This window comes from Methylosinus sp. C49 (assembly GCF_009936375.1).
Classification (GTDB): Bacteria; Pseudomonadota; Alphaproteobacteria; order Rhizobiales; family Beijerinckiaceae; genus Methylosinus.
In genome coordinates this window covers 1,297,501-1,314,107 of sequence record NZ_AP022332.1, presented here as the reverse complement: position 1 = coordinate 1,314,107, position 16,607 = coordinate 1,297,501, and the positions used below count along the sequence as shown (strand labels likewise).

Sequence of the window (16,607 nt, the reverse complement as noted above, 5' to 3'; positions counted from 1 at the left end):
ATGAGCGCGGAGCCGCAGCCGGAAGCTCTCGACGACGAGGCCGTGATCTTCTTCGACGGCTGGAGCAGCCGCAAGCGGCGCGTCGCTCTGCGCTTCGGCGCGTCGTTGGAGATCGTCCAGAATGGCGCGACGCTCGCCTCCTGGCCCTATGACGATATTCGCCGCATCGACTCGCCGATCTTCGCGCTGCGGCGCGAGACGGCGGCGGCGGGCGAGCTGGCGCGCCTCGAATTGCACGATCCGCGCCTCCACAATGAGATCATCGCGCGCTGCCCCTATCTCGCCGGCAAGACGCGGCCCGGCGCGAATCGCGCGATCGTCTATTGGTCGCTGGCCGCGACGACGAGCTTCGTCGCGCTGATCTGGTTCGGCATTCCCTTCGCGGCCGATCGTATCGCGCCGCTCGTGCCTCATTCCTTCGAGCGGCGGATCGGCGAGGCCGCGGAGGCGCAATTGCGCAGCGTCTTTTCCGCCGAGCCTTGCGGCGGCGAGAAAGGCGCGAGAGCGCTGACGCGATTGTCCGAGCGGTTGCAATCCGCCGCCGCGCTGGAAGAGCCGGCGCGCATAGAAGCGCTGCGATCCGCCATTCCCAATGCGCTCGCTCTGCCCGGCGGCAAGATCTATGTGTTCTCGGGACTGCTGACCCGCGCTAAGACGCCGGACGAAGTGGCCGGCGTCGTCGCCCATGAGATCGGCCATCTCAAACATCGCGACTCCATGCGCAAGCTCATCGCCACGGGCGGAACCTCCTATCTCATCGGCCTGCTGTTCGGCGATGTGACCGGCGCCGGCGCGCTGGTCTTCGCCAGCAAGGCGCTGATCGGCGCCGCCCATTCGCGCGAGGCGGAAGCGCAGGCCGACGCATTCGCCGCCGATCTGATGGCCCGGCTCGGCCGCCCGGCCAAGCCGCTCGGCGATCTGCTGACGCGCATCTCCGGCGCGGAGAATAGCGCCTTCGGCCTGCTGCACGATCATCCGCTGACCGCCGATCGGCTCGCGGCGCTCGCCGCGGCAGACAGAGGCGAGCGCGGGCCGCCGCTGCTCGACGACGAAAATTGGGCGGCGCTGAAGGCGATCTGCAAGAAGGACGACGTCAAGCCCGAAGCCGCGCAATGAGCGCCTGCGCCGCGGCCGGCGCGCGCCGCTTGGCGCCATTGATCACGAAGACGAAAACATCGCGCGCGTTCTTCGTCGCCGGCGCGGCGAGATGCGGAAGATCGGCGGGCGTTGCGCCCCTCTCCCATTCGCGCGCGCGCCGCGCCCAGAGATCCAGCTCTTCCGCCGGATAGCCGATGACGCGATCGTCGCGCGCATGTTTGAGCCGCGCATAGACGAAATCGGCGGTGGCGTCGGCAATCGCAGGATCATCGGCGGAATCGACGAAGACCGCGGCGATATTTTCCGCGCGTAGCAGAGCGATGAATTTCTCGTCGAGAAAAGATGGGTGGCGAACCTCGAGCGCATGACGCAGGCGAAGCGCGCCGCGCTTTTTTGGCAGCAGCTTCAAAAAGGCGGCGAGCTCCTCGGCGTGAAAGCGCCTATAGGGCGGCAGCTGCCAGAGGATGGGGCCGAGCTTGTCGGAAAGCTCCGTCACGCCGCTCGCGAGGAAATGCTCGATCGTCTCGCCCGTCTCCGACAAAGCGCGGGCGTTGACGGCGGCGCGATGCGCCTTGACCGCGAAGACGAAATCATCGGGCGTCGCCTCGCGCCATTTCACGAAGCTCGCGCGAGATTGCGTGCGATAGAATGTGGCGTTGATCTCGATCGCCGTCACATGGCGGCTCGCGAAAGCGAGCTCCTCGCCGACAGGCAGCGTCTGCGGATAGAACAGCCCGCGCCAGGGCGCGAAGCTCCATCCCCCTATGCCGACGCGGATCATGTCCCGGCCTCCGGTCGCGTGCGGACGCGCGGTGGCGTCCGCTCACCGCTTGCGGCTCAGCACGCGGTGATAGAGCCGCTTCGCCGTCTCGCGCAGACGCCGCCGCCAGACTTCCTTGGCGTGCGCCTCGGCGAATTGCGTGACGCCGTCGGTCTTCGCCTGCACCATCAGATCGCAGACGACGAGACGATCGGGCCAGCAGCGCTCGATCATATAGTGGCCGGGAATGGCGCAGGAATCGGTGATCGCCATATCGGCGCGCTCCGATTGCATTTCGGTGATGGCGTAGACGAGCTGCACGCCCGGGGCCTGGGCGCGCAGGCTCTCGTCATAGGCGATCTTCCAGAAATAGGAGCGCGCGCCGCTCTCGATGACAACGCCCATGGCGATCGGCTTGCCGGCGAGCTCGAGGCTGTGAATGCGAATCTTGCCCTCACGCGCCAGCAGACGGGTCGCGCTGCGCACGAAAGTGGCGAGCGAGGGATGGCCGAGCAGCGCGCCCCGCTCCGCCTTCCAGCCGCTGGCCTCGAGCGCCAGAAAATCCTCCGTCGCGCGGGGAATCTCGGCCGGCGTCGAATAGACGACGCGCTTCAGCTCGCCGGCCTCCTCGAGGCGGCGGCGGCGGCGGCGCATCTCGCTCAGCGCCTTGCGCGAGGACATGCGCGTCCACACCTCCTCGGGATCGCCGCCGGCGAGCAGAGCGGCGCGCTCATGCCGATCGAGCACGCGCCAGTCGCGCCCGGTGGCGCGCGCGGCGCGGGTGAAGGCGGCGAAGACCGGCCCGCTCATCGGCGTCATGGGAATGAGCACGGCGCCCGCGCCGGAGCGATTGCCGGCGAACCAGTCGAGAAGGGCGGCGGCCGCCTCCTCCGCGCATTCGCGATCGAGCAGCGGCGTCGCCAGCGCGGCCTGCTTGTGCAGCCAGCCGCGCGCCGTCGCCGCGCCGAGCGAGAAGCCGGGCGCGACGATGGGAAACAGCGCGACCAGCCGCCGCGCGCCCTGAACGCCCGCCCGCCGCCAGACGGTGACGAAGAGCGGACGCGATTTCGCCGGAAAATGCCGCGCCGCCGGCAAAGCGAAGCCGGGCTCCAGAAATCCATTGGGCTCGATGGCGCGCGACACGAGCTCGGCCCAATCGCGGACGCGCTCGCTCATCCGCTCGACGTCGAGCGCCTCCGTCTCCAGCGATCCGTTCGTCATGACGCCTTCGCGGCCGGCCGCGCTCTGCTCTGCGGCTCTCGAAGGGCCGGGAAGGCTGCCCAGAAACGCCGACCTATTGATCCAAAATGGCGTGGTGGCCATGATTCGCCCCTCGTCGATGTCAGTTTCGCCCAGGTCCGACGCCATTGCGAGACGAATCACGTCGACCGCGACGGGCGTTTCAAGAGCGAGGCCAGCGCTGCGGGCGTCGCCGCCGCTCCAAAGCCTGTGGGAAATTTGTCACATGAGAGATAAATATTTGGGGAATAAGGGGATCGGAAGTGAGACCGTGCTGCTGCGCGGTTGCGCGCGCGCTTCCTCCCGTGCCAGAGTGAAACTGCCGAGGTCCGGCATTTGCCGGATGTGGCGGACCCGCTATATGAGATCACCTGCGGTCGAGTCCTTCGGCCCGTCCAGACCAGAGTAGGCGCTTTGACGACTTCGAAGACCCCCCTTCTCGACCGGATCGAAACGCCGCAGGATCTGCGCAAGCTGCAGCCCGGCCAGCTCCGCCAGCTGGCCGACGAGCTGCGCCGCGAGACGATCGACGCGGTCTCCGTCACTGGTGGGCATTTGGGCGCCGGGCTCGGCGTCGTCGAGCTGACTGTCGCGCTGCATTACGTCTTCGACACGCCCAACGACAAAATCGTCTGGGACGTCGGCCATCAGACCTATCCGCACAAGATTTTGACCGGCCGCCGCGACCGCATTCGCACGCTGCGCCAGGGCAAGGGGCTCGCCGGCTTCACCAAGCGCGCCGAGAGCGAATATGACGCCTTCGGCGCCGGCCATTCCTCCACCTCCATCTCGGCCGGCCTCGGCATGGCGGTGGCGCGCGATCTCTCCGGCGGCGCCAATCACGTCGTCGCGGTGATCGGCGACAGCGCCATTTCGGCGGGCATGGCTTATGAGGCGATGAACAACGCCGGCGCGCTCGACTCCCGTCTCATCGTCATTCTCAACGACAATGACATGTCGATCGCGCCGCCGACCGGCGCCATGTCGGCCTATCTCGCCCGGCTCGTTTCCGGCGGCGCCTTTCGCACGCTGCGCGAGACGGCCAAGCAGCTCGCCCGCCATCTGCCGCATTTCCTCTATGAGAAAGCGCGCAAGGCGGAGGAGTTCTCCCGCAGCTTCATCACAGGCGGCGGGACGATGTTCGAGGAGCTCGGCTTCTATTATGTCGGGCCGATCGACGGACATAATCTCGAGCATCTCTTGCCCGTGCTGACCAATGTGCGCGACAAGGACGACGGCCCGGTGCTGGTCCATGTGGTGACGCAAAAGGGCAAGGGCTATGGCCCGGCCGAGGCCGCGGCGGACCGCTATCACGGCGTCAATCGTTTCGACGTGCTGACCGGCGCGCAGGACAAGCCCAAGGCCAACGCGCCCTCCTACACCAGCGTCTTCGCCAAGACCCTGGTGGCCGAGGCCGAGCGCGACGACAAGATCGTCGCCATCACCGCGGCCATGCCGGCCGGCACCGGGCTCGATCTGTTCGAGAAGGCCTTCCCGGACCGCATGTTCGACGTGGCCATCGCCGAGCAGCATGCCGTGACCTTCGCCGCCGGCCTCGCCTGCGAGGGCTATAAGCCCTTCTGCGCGCTCTATTCTACCTTCCTGCAGCGCGGCTACGACCAGCTGGTGCATGACGTCGCGATCCAGCATCTGCCGGTGCGTTTCGCCATTGACCGCGCCGGCCTCGTCGGCGCCGACGGCCCCACCCATGCCGGCGCTTTCGACATCGCCTATCTCGCTTGCCTGCCGGGCATGGTGCTCATGTCGCCTTCGGACGAGGCCGAGCTGGTTCATATGGTGGCGACCTCCGTCGCCTTCGACGAAGGCCCGATCGCCTTCCGCTATCCGCGCGGCGAGGGCGTCGGCGTCGAGTTGCCGCAGCGTGGCGAGGTTCTGGAGATCGGCCGCGGCCGCGTGATCCGCGAGGGCTCGAAAGTGGCGATCCTCTCGCTCGGCACGCGGCTCGCCGATGCGCTGACGGCGGCCAAGGAGCTTTCCGGCCGCGGCATTTCGACGACGGTCGCGGACGCCCGCTTCGCCAAGCCGCTCGACCGCGATCTGCTGCTGCGCCTCGCCGCCAATCACGAGGTCCTCATCACGATAGAGGAAGGCTCGATCGGCGGCTTCGGCTCGCAGGCGTTCCAAGTCCTGTCGGAGCATGGCGCGCTGGACGGCGCGCGTGGGACGTTCAAGTTCCGCTCTATGATCCTGCCCGATCTCTATATCGACCATGACAAGCAGGACGTGATGCTCGCCCGCGCCGGCCTCGACGCCCGCGCCATAGTGGCCAAGGCCCTGGAGGCGCTCGGCGACGAGCGCGGCGCCGCCCGCGCGCTGATCGCCTGATCCGCAGAATCTGACCGCGCGACTTCCTTCTCCCGCGCGCGGGAGAAGGTGGCCCGGCGAAGCCGGGTCGGATGAGGGTCCATCAGGACGCCTGAAATCTCGTCGCAATCAGTCGATGAAGTCCTCGCCTTCTGGAGGCGCCCTCATCCGACCCTCGCTGACGCGAGGGCCACCTTCTCCCACGAGTGGGAGAAGGTGAATTCCGCCCTTTTCTACTGCTTGTAGACGACGCCGTCGGGGCCCTTCCAGCCGTCGCCGTCTGCGTAGAAGCGATATTCCTCATCGAAAGCGATCGTCTCCCCGGGGGCCACAAATTGCTTGCCCTTGGGATCGCTGTTGCGCGGCGCGGTCACATAATGCTTGCTCGGCGAGCAGCCATCGGGAAACTTGCCGGCGTCATCCGGCTTGCATTCGAGATTGGCGCCCTCTGGAAACTGCACCGAGGCGTTGAAGAACAGCTCGAAGCCTTTCTCGCCGGTGGCGTGCATCTCCAGACGCTCGGTCATGGTCTGCTTGAAGGAGAGAATTTTTCCGGGCTTGTCGAAGCGCTGCTTCAGCAGATTGTCGAAAATCTGCCGCGCATTGGCTTCGGTCGGATCGGGACAGCCGAACCAGCAGATAGCGGCGGCGTGGTCGATGGTGAGCGGCGCGACGACGAGCGTCAGCGCGAGCAGTCTCGAGAGCATGGGGTTCCTCTTTATTGTGTGTGTCGCGCCATTTTTGGGCCGGGCGCCGTCGCCGCCCGTCTCCGCGCGGGCTTGGGCCTCAAATTAGCCGATCTCCGCGCCGAAATGAACCGAAACGGACGATCGCGGCAACGAAGCAGTAACCATAGGTTCCTAGCATCCGCTCATGAAGATCTCGCATAAGCTCCCGGCGGTTCTCGCCCTTCTCCTCTGCGCCGCGCCGGCGCGCGCCGATTTTGCCTCCTGCCTCGCCGGCCTGCGCCATGCGGCGGCCGGAGCGGGCGTGTCGCAGCGCATCATCGACAGCGCGACCAATGGACTCGAGCCCAATGACGCCCCGAGCTTCATGGACAAGCAACCCGAGTTCAAGACGCCGATCTGGGACTATATCGCCGGCCTCGTCGATGAGGAGCGCGTCGAGGAAGGCCGCGCCATGATGCGGCAGCACGCCTCCGCTCTGCATGCGGCGGAGCAGCGTTACGGCGTCGATCCGGCGACCGTGGTCGCGGTCTGGGGCGTCGAATCGGATTTCGGCAAGAATTTCGGCAAGCGCAGCGTCGTGCAGTCGCTGGCGACGCTCGTCTGCGAGGCGCCGCGCCGCAACGACTATTTCAAAGGCGAGTTCATCGCGGCGCTGAAGATTTTGCAGAGCGGCGACATTGCGCCGGAGGAGTTCAACGGCTCCTGGGCCGGCGCCTTCGGCCATACGCAATTCATGCCCTCCACCTTCCTCTCCACGGCGGTCGATCTCGACGGCGACGGACGCCGCAATATCGCCAGCTCGGCGGCCGATTCGCTCGGCAGCACGGCCAATTTCCTGCGCAAGGCCGGCTGGCGGCCGGGCCTGCGCTGGGGCTTCGAGGTGAGCGTGCCTTCCGGCTATAGCGGCCCCTCCGGCCGCACGACGAGGCAACCGATGTCGGCTTGGGGCGCGCGCGGGATCACGCGGCTCGACGGCGGCGGATTGGGCGATGGTCAGGCGGCGCTGCTGCTGCCAGCCGGCCGCAACGGCCCGGCCTTTCTGGTGACGCGCAACTTCGACGCCATCTATTCCTACAACGCCGCCGAATCTTACGCGCTGGCGATCGCCGTGCTGTCAGACCAGCTGCGCGGACGCCCGGGCATTCAGGCGCCCTGGCCGACCGACGACCCCGGCCTCTCCCGCGCCGAGCGCCGCGAGATGCAAGCCCTGCTCAATCGCCAGGGCTATGCCGTCGGCGAGCCGGACGGCGTAATCGGAACCAAGACCAAGGAAGCGCTCGCCGACTTCCAGAGCCGCGCCGGGCTGAAGGCGGATGGCCGGGCGGGCAAGAAGACGCTGGATGCGTTGCGGGGGCGGTGAAGCCTCAGGCTTTCCGGTCCAGCGCCGCTATCGCCTTCGCCATTCCCTCGGCCGTCTCGCCGCCCTCCGCCTCGAGCCCGGCGATCACGCCGGCGCGATCGGCGGCGTTGCGGTTCTGGCTGAGCTTTCGCTTCGCCTCTATGCGCGTGATCGACAGCTCTATGCCGACGATCGCTTTCAGCATGGCGTCGATGAAACCATCCGGCGCATCCTCGAGCGCCCAGGGCGCGGGCCGCGTCGATTCGTGACGCGCCGTCAGATCGCGCAGCAAAGCGCGAATCCAAGCCGCATCCTCGATCGCGCGCAGGCGGCCATGGACATGGACCGCCTCGTAATTCCATGTCGGCACGACCTTTCCGGTCTCGCGCTTCGTCGCATACCAGGAGGGCGTCACATAATGGTCGAGGCCGGCGAAGATCGCCAGCGCCTCGCTGGCGGGATCGAAATCCCGCCACAGCGGATTGGCGCGCGCGACATGGGCGCGCAGCACATTGGCCTTCGCGTCGAAGAGAAAGGGAATGTGATCGGCGACGATCGCGCCATTCACGATCCGCGTGAGCGCGCCGAGCGGATGCGCCTCGATCAGGCCGGCGACCGTCTCGAAATCTTGCTCGTGGAATAGGTCTGGCAGATACATCTCACCTTCTCGACAAGAACTGCCGCCTGTCACAACGCCTGCTGAAACCGGATCGGCGCGCCGCGCGAGGGCGAGACCAGCTCGCCCTCCCACATCACCCGCGCGCCGCGAATGATCGTTCCGACGGGCCAGCCCGTCACCTCCATCCCGTCATAGGGCGTCCAGCCGCAGCGCGAGGCGATCCAGCTGTTGCGGATGGTTTCGCGGCGTTTCAGATCGACCACGGTCAGATCGGCGTCATAGCCCACGGCGACGCGGCCTTTGCCGGCGAGGCCGAAGAGGCGCGCCGGCCCGGCGCTGGTGAGGTCCACGAAGCGCTGCAAGGTGAGCCGGCCGGCGTTCACATGGTCCAGCATGGTCGGCACCAGAGTCTGCACGCCGGTCATGCCGGACGGGCTCTCTGGATAGGGCTTGGCTTTCTCCTCGAGCGTATGCGGCGCATGGTCGGAGCCGAGCACATCGACGATCCCCTGCGTCACGCCACGCCAAATCCCCTCGCGATGGCGCGCGTCGCGCACGGGCGGATTCATCTGCGCCAGAGTGCCGAGCCGCAAATAGTCTTGGGCATCGAGCGTGAGGTGATGCGGCGTCGCCTCGACGCTGGCGATATCCTTGTGGCCGGCGAGAAACTCGATCTCCTCCTCCGTCGATATATGCAGCACATGCACGAGCGCGCCCTTCTCGCGGGCGATGCGCAAAAGCCGCTCGGTGGAGCGCAGCGCGGTGATCTCGTCGCGCCAGACCGGATGCGAGCTGGGGTCGCCCGGAACGCGAAGCGGCTTGCGCTCCTCGAGGCGATATTCGTCCTCGCTGTGGAAGGCGGCGCGGCGGCGCGTCTTGGAGAGAATCTCGCCGACGCCGGCGTCGTCGGCGACCAGCAGCGAGCCGGTGGACGAGCCCATGAAAACCTTTATGCCGGCCGCGCCGGGCAGGCGCTCGAGCTCGGGGATATCTTTCGCATTCTCATGCGTGCCGCCGACCCAAAAGGCGAAATCGCAATGCGCGCGGCCCGAGGCGCGCGCCACCTTGTCGGCAAGCTCGGCGGCGCTGGTGGTCAGCGGCTTGGTGTTGGGCATTTCGAAAACCGCCACGACGCCGCCGAGGACGGCGGCGCGGGTTCCGGTCTCCAAATCTTCCTTATGGGTGGGGCCGGGCTCGCGAAAATGCACCTGCGTGTCGATGACGCCCGGCAATATATGAAGGCCCGCGCAATCGATCCGCTCGCCCGCCGAGGCTTGCGCGAGGTCGCCGATCTCGGCGATCTTGCCGTCGCGCAGCCCGATATCGCGCGGCGCGACGCCATCCTGATTGACGAGCGTGCCGCCGGCGAGAATCATGTCGAATGTCTTGGGCATGGGTGGCGCCTCGCTTGCAGGTGTCGCCGGGACTGTGGAGTTTCGACGCGAACGGGGCGTCGCCCTTTCGAGACGATCTAGCGCAGATTGGCGCGGGCCGGAACCCGCGCTGCGCTCGCGAGAGGCGCCTGTCGGTTCGCCGACCTCATTTGGAGCACATCGGACAATGACCAGCGCCACACTTCTCTCGGATCGAGGCGTCGTCGAGGTCGCAGGCCCCGACGCCGCCAAATATTTGCACGGCATTCTGACGCAGAATGTGAAGACCATCGAGGCCGGCGAGCTGCGCTTTGCGGCGCTGCTCACGCCGCAGGGCAAGATCATCGTCGACTTCTTCATCTTCGCCCGCGCCGGCGAGGATGGGCTCGTGCTGCTGCTCGATTGCGCGTCCAATATGGTGGAGACGCTGCTCGATCGCCTGAAATTCTACAAGCTGCGCGCCGCCGTGACGATCACCGACCGCAGCGCCGATTACGCCAGCGTCGCCTTCCCGGAGGCGACCGCCAAGCCGGCGATCGACGCCATCGCCCTCGCGGCGGACCCCCGCGCGGAAAGCCTCGGCTGGCGCGGCCTCGTGACGCGCGAGATCGCCGGAACGCTCGCCACCGCGCCGCGCGACGCCTATGACGCCAAGCGCATCGCCGCCGCCGCGCCCGAGGGCGGCCTCGATTTCGTCTATGGCGACGCCTTCCCGCATGAGGCGAATATGGACCGCCTCGCCGGCGTCGATTTCAAGAAAGGCTGCTTCCTCGGCCAGGAGGTGGTCTCGCGCATGAAGCACCGCGGCCCGGTGCGCAAGCGCGTCGCGACTTTCCACGCCGAGGGCGCGGCCCCGGCGCCGGGCACGACGATCAAGGCCGGCGAGGTGGAAATCGGCGTCACCGGCTCGGCCGTGGGCGGCGAAGGTCTGGCGCTGATCCGTCTCGACCGGCTGGCCGACGCCAAGGCCGGCGGCTCCACGCCGCTCGCCAATGGCGTGCCGCTGGAATTTACCGTGGTGGAAGGCTGAGCGGCGACAGGGGCGCATCCACCCTCCCCTTCAGGGGGAGGGTCGGCCGGCGTTAAGCCGGACGGGGTGGGGGTTGACGCGAAAGACTCGGGGTCGACCTCCCCCTCGAGGGGGAGGTAAAAACGCCCGCAGCCGTCAGGCGGCCTGCCTCTTCCTCAACGCGACATAGCCGAAACGTCCGCCGACGCCCGCCACCAGCAGGCCGAAAAAGACGTAGGCATAGAATTCCGTATTGTCGATCAGCCCCACGGTGAAATGGTGGCGGCCGACGAGCTGCTTCGCGCCGTCGTCGCTCGCGAGGCGCGCGTAGAGCGCATATTTGCCCGCCGTCTGAATATTGACATCGAAATTGACCATGCCATTGCGAAACTTCTGCAATGGCAGGCGCAGCACAGTGTCGCTCTCGGCCGGCTCGCCATCGCCTTCGACATCCCGAACGACGCGAATATCCCAATTCATCTCGCGCAGCTCGGCGTCCGGCGCGTCCAGCGCGATCACCGTCGCGCCGGTATCTGGGAGCACGTCACAGACGCGGTCGATGTTCTTCTTGGGCTGCATGGCGACGAATTTCATCGCCTTGTCGGCGCCGAGCGCGATGGGACACTCGGGGTCGTAATAATGCCAGCCTGCCGCCTTCGCCGCGGAGGCGGAAAAAGCGGCGCCGGCGAGGGCGAGCGCGACAGCGAGACGCGAACAAAGGCGAGGCGAGACCAATTTCCCTATGCTCCACGAGGCTTCCGATCTGTGACGAAACTGCAATTTTTTATGCGATTTTGCAATTCGATCGATGGAGCGGCGCGAATGCGCGCGGCCGATTCCCTCCCGGCGCGAAACAGGCTAGTCTCACGAGTGTCGCGCCCCTTTCTGTCGAGCCCGAGCCCCGGCATGTCGCTTCCCAATGAATATCTGATCGATCGTCGCCGCCTTCGCCGCAAGCTCAGCTATTGGCGCGTTCTAGCCGTGGTCGCCGTCGCCCTCGCCGGCCTCGCGGCCTTTGCGCGATTCGGCGAAGGCGGGCCGAGCCCGGCCGCCAAGCTGTCGCCCCATATCGCCCGCCTGTCGATCAGCGGCCTCATCACCGGCGACAAGGCCACGCTCGATCTCATCAAATCCGTCGGCGAATCACATGCGAGCGCCGTGCTGCTGAATATCGACAGCCCCGGCGGCACCACGACAGGCTCCGAGAAGCTCCATGACGAGCTGCGCCGCCTCGCCGAGAAAAAGCCCATGGTCGCCGTCGTCGGGACGCTCGCCGCCTCGGGCGCCTATATTGCCGCCATCGCCTCCGATGAGATTTTCGCTCAAGGCAATTCGATCGTCGGCTCGATCGGCGTGCTGTTCCAATTCCCCAATGTCTCGCGTCTGCTCGACACTGTGGGCGTGAAGGTGGAGGAGGTGAAATCCTCCCCGCTGAAGGCCGCGCCCAATGGGCTGGAGCCGACCAGCGACGCCGCGCGCGAGGCCATCGCCGCGCTCGTCACCGACTCCTACGACTGGTTCAAGCAGCTGGTGAAGGATCGCCGCAAGCTCACCGACGAGGAGCTCGCCAAGGTCTCGGACGGCCGCGTCTTCACCGGCCGCCAGAGCCTGCCGCTGAAGCTCATCGACAAGCTCGGCGGCGAGCGCGAGGCGATCGAATGGCTGGAGGCCAATAAGGGCGTCGCCAAAAAGCTGCCGGTGCGCGACTGGAAAGAGAAGAGCACGCTGGAAAAGCTCGGCCTCGTCGATTCGATGGCGTCCGTGTCGCGGACGCTGGGACTTTCGGCCTTCGCCGACGCGCTGGAGCGCGCCGGCCTTCTCGCGCAGCAAGGGCTGCTTGACGGTATGGTCGCGATTTGGCACGCTCCCATGCCCGATTGAGGCTCCGATCGATGCGGTCACGTCGGCAGAACTGGAACGTCGCATGATCAAATCAGAACTCATCCAAAGAATTGCCGCCCGCAATGGGCATCTCTATCAGCGCGACGTCGAGACGATCGTCAGCACGATTCTCGACGAGATCACACTGGCGCTCGCGCGCGGCGACCGGGTCGAGCTACGCGGCTTCGGCGCCTTCTCGGTGAAGCGGCGAGAGGCCCGCACGGGCCGCAATCCGCGCACCGGCGAGCAAGTCTCGGTGGAGGAGAAATCCGTGCCCTTCTTCAAGACGGGCAAGGAAATGCGCGAGCGGCTGAACGACGCCCACGGCTGACCCTCCTGTAGGGCGGCGGACGAAGTAGGAAGGTGACATGAGATCGGTTCTGCGCATTCTCGTCTTTGTTCCGCTGGGGCTGGTATTCCTCTATTTCGCGGTGGCGAATCGCGGGCCGGTGAAGATTTTCCTGGACCCGTTTCCGGGCGCGGGCGAGAGCGGGCCGTCTTTCGAGGCGCCGCTCTATCTCGTGGTTCTGGCGGCCATCGCGCTGGGCGTGCTGGCGGGCGGCCTGTCGTCCTGGGTGGCGCATGGCCGCTATCGCCGCGCCGCCAAGACCGCGCGCGCCGACGCCAAAAAGGCCCGTTCTGAGGCGGATCAGCTGCGCGGCCAAGCACTGGCGAGCCTTTCGGCCGCCCCTGGCCGCTCTTCGCGCAACGACCTTTGACGAACACGGCCGTGGCGCTTGAAAAACGCATTCGACGCCGCTAAGAGGAACGCGTCGGACGCGCCACGGCCCGTCCAGGGAACGCCGCAATAGCTCAGCTGGTAGAGCACATCATTCGTAATGATGGGGTCGGGGGTTCGAATCCCTCTTGCGGCACCATTCCACCATCCAAAAGCATCCAAAAATCCATTAAAAACAAGCGAGTAGGCGGAATTTAGCGTCCACCGCCGTCCTGTGGCGCACGTAGGTCTCCGACCCGATCGTTGGTATTTTTGTTGGTCTCCGCGAAATCCCGTCCCGGCAGATACCAACATGCCCCTCACCGACGTCGAACTCCGCGCCGGCAAGCCCCGCGCCCCATTGCTCGAGCTGTCCGATGGCGGCGGTCTCCAATTGTGGGTTTATCCCGACGGCGCGAGGCGCTGGCGGATGGCCTATCGCTGCGCGGGAAGCCAGACGACGCTCGCGATCGGCGTTTCCCTCAATTGCCCTCAAAGAGCGCCGGAGGCGCGCGCCTGCTCGCCGACGGCCGCGACCCTTCCGTCGAGAAAAAAGTCGCCGAGGTCGCGAAAGCGGGTTTTGCTCGGTTGCGATTCGAATCGCAGACCGGTTTGCTATGGGAGAACGCTGGTGACCACCCAGCGCCGCTCGGACGCGCTGCGAGCGCCGCCAAGGGGCTCGGGCTCCGCGTCCCCGAGCGCCCGCTCTACATCTCTCCAAGAGGCGCAGCCTCTCCAGCCTCGGGCGCGCGACAATCGGGCTCTCTGATCGCCCCGAGCCCGGCAGCGAGCGCTTCCCTCAGTTCGTCTTCCACCTCGCCCGAGGCGCGCGCGACGACAACAAGAGCCGCCATGCCACCAAGCGTCGAGGCGAAGCATGGCGCCGGACACGATGCGAACGGCTCGGAACGGGGACTTCGACGCCTACAGATACGGCGAGGCCGGCTGGCAAATGCGTAGACTGGTCCTCGGCGGCTTTGTCCGCGGCCATTCGCGCCGCATAGACGAGGCGTCGCCTGATGGCTCGGGAGGCGCCTGTTGCAGCTCGACACGCCTTCGCACGCATCGACAAACGAAAAAGCCCGCCAGAGGCGGGCCATTTCGATATTTTTAAGAATCTGGTTGCGGGGACAGGATTTGAACCTGTGACCTTCAGGTTATGAGCCTGACGAGCTACCGGGCTGCTCCACCCCGCGCCGAGATTTGCAGCCTCGAGAGGGCGAGGCTGGGCCTGACGAGAATGGGGGAGTAGCGAAAGGCGAATAGGATCGGCTACTCGCTCTTCGCTACTCCCCCGCTCGCGCATCGTAGATAAGGAAGCTCTTGCCCTTTGCAGGCCTGGCGACGACCTACTCTCCCAGGTCTTGAGACATAGTACCATTGGCGCTGAAGCGTTTGACGGCCGAGTTCGGGATGGGATCGGGTCTGATCGCTCCGCCGAGGCCACCAGGCCGGCAAAGGGCAAGAATGAAGCAAACTGTGATTGGTCTTTCGATCGCGTCCATCTTTGGGGAGATGGGCATGGATTAATGAGAACGATCAAGCCGATCGAGCTATTAGTACCGGTAAGCTCCGCGCGTCGCCGCGCTTCCACACCCGGCCTATCGACGTGGTCGTCTTCCACGGCTCTCGAGGGAGAACTCGTTTCGAGGTGGGTTTCCCGCTTAGATGCATTCAGCGGTTATCCCGTCCATACATAGCTACCCTGCACTGCGGCTGGCGCCACAACAGGTCCACCAGAGGTATGTTCATCCCGGTCCTCTCGTACTAGGGACAAATCCTCTCAATTCTCCGACACCCACGGCAGATAGGGACCGAACTGTCTCACGACGTTCTGAACCCAGCTCACGTACCACTTTAATCGGCGAACAGCCGAACCCTTGGGACCTTCTCCAGCCCCAGGATGTGATGAGCCGACATCGAGGTGCCAAACAACCCCGTCGATATGGACTCTTGGGGGTTATCAGCCTGTTATCCCCGGCGTACCTTTTATCCGTTGAGCGATGGCCCTTCCACGAGGGACCACCGGATCACTATGACCGACTTTCGTCTCTGCTCGACTTGTCTGTCTCGCAGTCAGGCAGGCTTATGCCATTGCACTCGACGAGCGATTTCCGACCGCTCTGAGCCCACCATCGCGCGCCTCCGTTACTCTTTGGGAGGCGACCGCCCCAGTCAAACTGCCTACCATGCACTGTCCCGGCCCCGGATGACGGAGCGCGGTTAGACATCCATGACGATAAGGGTGGTATTTCAAGGGTGGCTCCACACGAGCTGGCGCCCATGCTTCAACGCCTACCACCTATCCTACACATGCCGACACGAATGCCAGTGCAAAGTTACAGTAAAGGTGCACGGGGTCTTTCCGTCTGACCGCAGGAACCCCGCATCTTCACGGGGAATTCAATTTCACTGAGCTGACGCTGGAGACAGCGGGGAAGTCATTACGCCATTCGTGCAGGTCGGAACTTACCCGACAAGGAATTTCGCTACCTTAGGACCGTTATATTTACGGCCGCCGTTTACCGGGGCTTCAATTCAGAGCTTGCACTCCTCCTCTTAACCTTCCGGCACCGGGCAGGCGTCAGACCCTATACGTCATCTTGCGATTTCGCAGAGCCCTGTGTTTTTGGTAAACAGTTGCCACCCCCTGGTCTGTGCCCCTCCCGCCCGCTTGCGCGAACGGAAGGCCTCCTTATTCCGAAGTTACGGAGGTAAATTGCCGAGTTCCTTCAGCGTCATTCTCTCAAGCGCCTTGGTATACTCTACCTGTCCACCTGTGTCGGTTTCGGGTACGGTCTGATGCAGGGGCTATTTCCTGGCGCGGGTTCACCGCCCGGACAATCCAGTAAGTCCGAACGATTTACCCCACGCGTCACCACCTGCTGGCCCACGATTATTAACGTGGTTCCCATCGACTACGCCTTTCGGCCTCGCCTTAGGGGCCGGCTAACCCTGCGAAGATTAACTTTACGCAGGAACCCTTGGACTTTCGGCGACACTGTCTTTCACAGTGTTTCTCGTTACTCATGTCAGCATTCGCACTTCCGATATCTCCAGGATGCCTCACGGCTGTCCCTTCACGGACTTACGGAACGCTCCGCTACCGCTCGCCTTGCGGCGAGCCCAAAGCTTCGGCTCGTGGCTTGAGCCCCGGTACATCTTCGGCGCGGAAACCCTTATTTAGACCAGTGAGCTGTTACGCTTTCTTTAAAGGATGGCTGCTTCTAAGCCAACCTCCTGGTTGTTTTGGGATTTCTACATCCTTTCCCACTTAGCCACGAATTGGGGGCCTTAGCTGTTGGTCTGGGTTGTTTCCCTCTCCACAATGGACGTTAGCACCCACTGTGTGTCTCCCGCATACTACTTCCAGGTATTCGGAGTTTGGTTAGGTTTGGTAAGTCTGTGGGACCCCCTAGCCCATCCAGTGCTCTACCCCCTGGAGTATTCGTGCGAGGCGCTACCTAAATAGCTTTCGCGGAGAACCAGCTATTTCCGAGTTTGTTTGGCCTTTCACCCCTAACCACAAGTCATCCGAGTCTATTTCAACAGACACC

General features: G+C 65.1%; 13 protein-coding genes, 2 tRNA genes and 2 rRNA genes (1 of these 17 running past the window's edge). 8 read left to right on the top strand and 9 right to left on the bottom strand.

Annotation, left to right across the window (positions count from 1 at the left end; all coding sequences use genetic code 11):
• Nucleotides 1–1,116, top strand: a complete 1,116-nt coding sequence (locus tag GYH34_RS06225) for a M48 family metallopeptidase (RefSeq protein WP_161912808.1) — start codon at nucleotides 1–3, stop codon at nucleotides 1,114–1,116.
• Here GYH34_RS06225 and GYH34_RS06220 read toward each other — a convergent pair.
• Both GYH34_RS06220 and GYH34_RS06215 read right to left on the bottom strand, forming a co-directional pair.
• Complete coding sequence (locus GYH34_RS06220; RefSeq protein ID WP_161912807.1) at nucleotides 1,094–1,879, bottom strand: DUF72 domain-containing protein; 786 nt, start codon at nucleotides 1,877–1,879, stop codon at nucleotides 1,094–1,096. The two genes, GYH34_RS06225 and GYH34_RS06220, sit on opposite strands and share 23 nt — an antisense overlap.
• A gap of 42 nt (nucleotides 1,880–1,921) precedes the next feature.
• Nucleotides 1,922–3,181: a GNAT family N-acetyltransferase gene (locus GYH34_RS06215; RefSeq protein WP_161912806.1), complete on the bottom strand. Its 1,260-nt coding sequence runs from the start codon at nucleotides 3,179–3,181 to the stop codon at nucleotides 1,922–1,924.
• Nucleotides 3,182–3,511: 330 nt separating this feature from the next.
• Here GYH34_RS06215 and dxs point away from each other — a divergent pair, with 330 nt between their 5' ends.
• On the top strand, nucleotides 3,512–5,443 hold the full coding sequence (gene dxs / locus GYH34_RS06210; RefSeq protein ID WP_161912805.1) for a 1-deoxy-D-xylulose-5-phosphate synthase: 1,932 nt from the start codon (nucleotides 3,512–3,514) through the stop codon (nucleotides 5,441–5,443).
• A 212-nt stretch (nucleotides 5,444–5,655) separates the two neighbouring features.
• Here the strand turns inward: dxs and GYH34_RS06205 are convergent, their stop codons facing one another.
• On the bottom strand, nucleotides 5,656–6,129 hold the full coding sequence (locus GYH34_RS06205; RefSeq protein ID WP_161912804.1) for a hypothetical protein: 474 nt from the start codon (nucleotides 6,127–6,129) through the stop codon (nucleotides 5,656–5,658).
• A gap of 166 nt (nucleotides 6,130–6,295) precedes the next feature.
• Here GYH34_RS06205 and GYH34_RS06200 point away from each other — a divergent pair, with 166 nt between their 5' ends.
• On the top strand, nucleotides 6,296–7,471 hold the full coding sequence (locus GYH34_RS06200) for a lytic murein transglycosylase (protein WP_161912803.1): 1,176 nt from the start codon (nucleotides 6,296–6,298) through the stop codon (nucleotides 7,469–7,471).
• A gap of 4 nt (nucleotides 7,472–7,475) precedes the next feature.
• Here the strand turns inward: GYH34_RS06200 and GYH34_RS06195 are convergent, their stop codons facing one another.
• Entirely contained in the window at nucleotides 7,476–8,108 is a 633-nt protein-coding gene (locus GYH34_RS06195) for an FMN-binding negative transcriptional regulator (protein WP_161912802.1), read from the bottom strand.
• 29 nt (nucleotides 8,109–8,137) lie between these two features.
• Nucleotides 8,138–9,463, bottom strand: coding sequence for a dihydroorotase (locus GYH34_RS06190; protein ID WP_161912801.1), 1,326 nt, complete (start codon nucleotides 9,461–9,463; stop codon nucleotides 8,138–8,140).
• A gap of 166 nt (nucleotides 9,464–9,629) precedes the next feature.
• Here GYH34_RS06190 and GYH34_RS06185 point away from each other — a divergent pair, with 166 nt between their 5' ends.
• The gene (locus tag GYH34_RS06185; RefSeq protein WP_161912800.1) at nucleotides 9,630–10,472 is read left to right on the top strand and encodes a folate-binding protein YgfZ; all 843 of its coding nucleotides are present in this window, start codon (nucleotides 9,630–9,632) and stop codon (nucleotides 10,470–10,472) included.
• 135 nt (nucleotides 10,473–10,607) lie between these two features.
• Here GYH34_RS06185 and GYH34_RS06180 read toward each other — a convergent pair whose 3' ends face one another.
• On the bottom strand, nucleotides 10,608–11,186 hold the full coding sequence (locus tag GYH34_RS06180; RefSeq protein WP_161912799.1) for a hypothetical protein: 579 nt from the start codon (nucleotides 11,184–11,186) through the stop codon (nucleotides 10,608–10,610).
• Nucleotides 11,187–11,357: 171 nt separating this feature from the next.
• Here GYH34_RS06180 and sppA point away from each other — a divergent pair, with 171 nt between their 5' ends.
• The 4 genes from sppA (at nucleotide 11,358) to GYH34_RS06160 (ending at nucleotide 13,210) form a co-directional block, all read left to right on the top strand.
• Entirely contained in the window at nucleotides 11,358–12,332 is a 975-nt protein-coding gene (gene sppA, locus GYH34_RS06175) for a signal peptide peptidase SppA (protein WP_161912798.1), read from the top strand.
• Between the two features lie 43 nt (nucleotides 12,333–12,375).
• Nucleotides 12,376–12,663, top strand: a complete 288-nt coding sequence (gene ihfB, locus GYH34_RS06170) for an integration host factor subunit beta (protein WP_018264144.1) — start codon at nucleotides 12,376–12,378, stop codon at nucleotides 12,661–12,663.
• Between the two features lie 37 nt (nucleotides 12,664–12,700).
• Nucleotides 12,701–13,051: a LapA family protein gene (locus tag GYH34_RS06165; protein WP_161912797.1), complete on the top strand. Its 351-nt coding sequence runs from the start codon at nucleotides 12,701–12,703 to the stop codon at nucleotides 13,049–13,051.
• Between the two features lie 83 nt (nucleotides 13,052–13,134).
• A tRNA-Thr gene (locus GYH34_RS06160) sits at nucleotides 13,135–13,210 on the top strand.
• Between the two features lie 959 nt (nucleotides 13,211–14,169).
• Here GYH34_RS06160 and GYH34_RS06155 read toward each other — a convergent pair.
• The 3 genes from GYH34_RS06155 to GYH34_RS06145 all read right to left on the bottom strand — a co-directional run.
• A tRNA-Met gene (locus GYH34_RS06155) sits at nucleotides 14,170–14,246 on the bottom strand.
• A 140-nt stretch (nucleotides 14,247–14,386) separates the two neighbouring features.
• Nucleotides 14,387–14,501, bottom strand: a 5S ribosomal RNA gene (rrf, locus tag GYH34_RS06150).
• Nucleotides 14,502–14,585: 84 nt separating this feature from the next.
• A 23S ribosomal RNA gene (locus GYH34_RS06145) occupies nucleotides 14,586–16,607 on the bottom strand; it runs 832 nt beyond the window's last position.

Bases quoted from the DNA above. Each gene is read 5' to 3' on its own strand.
- GYH34_RS06190 (WP_161912801.1), bottom strand. From the start codon at position 9,463: ATGCCCAAGACATTCGACATGATTCTCGCCGGCGGCACGCTCGTCAAT.
- GYH34_RS06215 (WP_161912806.1), bottom strand. From the start codon at position 3,181: ATGGCCACCACGCCATTTTGGATCAATAGGTCGGCGTTTCTGGGCAGC.
- sppA (WP_161912798.1), top strand. From the start codon at position 11,358: ATGTCGCTTCCCAATGAATATCTGATCGATCGTCGCCGCCTTCGCCGC.
- GYH34_RS06185 (WP_161912800.1), top strand. From the start codon at position 9,630: ATGACCAGCGCCACACTTCTCTCGGATCGAGGCGTCGTCGAGGTCGCA.
- GYH34_RS06165 (WP_161912797.1), top strand. From the start codon at position 12,701: ATGAGATCGGTTCTGCGCATTCTCGTCTTTGTTCCGCTGGGGCTGGTA.
- GYH34_RS06220 (WP_161912807.1), bottom strand. From the start codon at position 1,879: ATGATCCGCGTCGGCATAGGGGGATGGAGCTTCGCGCCCTGGCGCGGG.
- ihfB (WP_018264144.1), top strand. From the start codon at position 12,376: ATGATCAAATCAGAACTCATCCAAAGAATTGCCGCCCGCAATGGGCAT.
- GYH34_RS06195 (WP_161912802.1), bottom strand. From the start codon at position 8,108: ATGTATCTGCCAGACCTATTCCACGAGCAAGATTTCGAGACGGTCGCC.
- GYH34_RS06225 (WP_161912808.1), top strand. From the start codon at position 1: ATGAGCGCGGAGCCGCAGCCGGAAGCTCTCGACGACGAGGCCGTGATC.
- GYH34_RS06200 (WP_161912803.1), top strand. From the start codon at position 6,296: ATGAAGATCTCGCATAAGCTCCCGGCGGTTCTCGCCCTTCTCCTCTGC.
- GYH34_RS06205 (WP_161912804.1), bottom strand. From the start codon at position 6,129: ATGCTCTCGAGACTGCTCGCGCTGACGCTCGTCGTCGCGCCGCTCACC.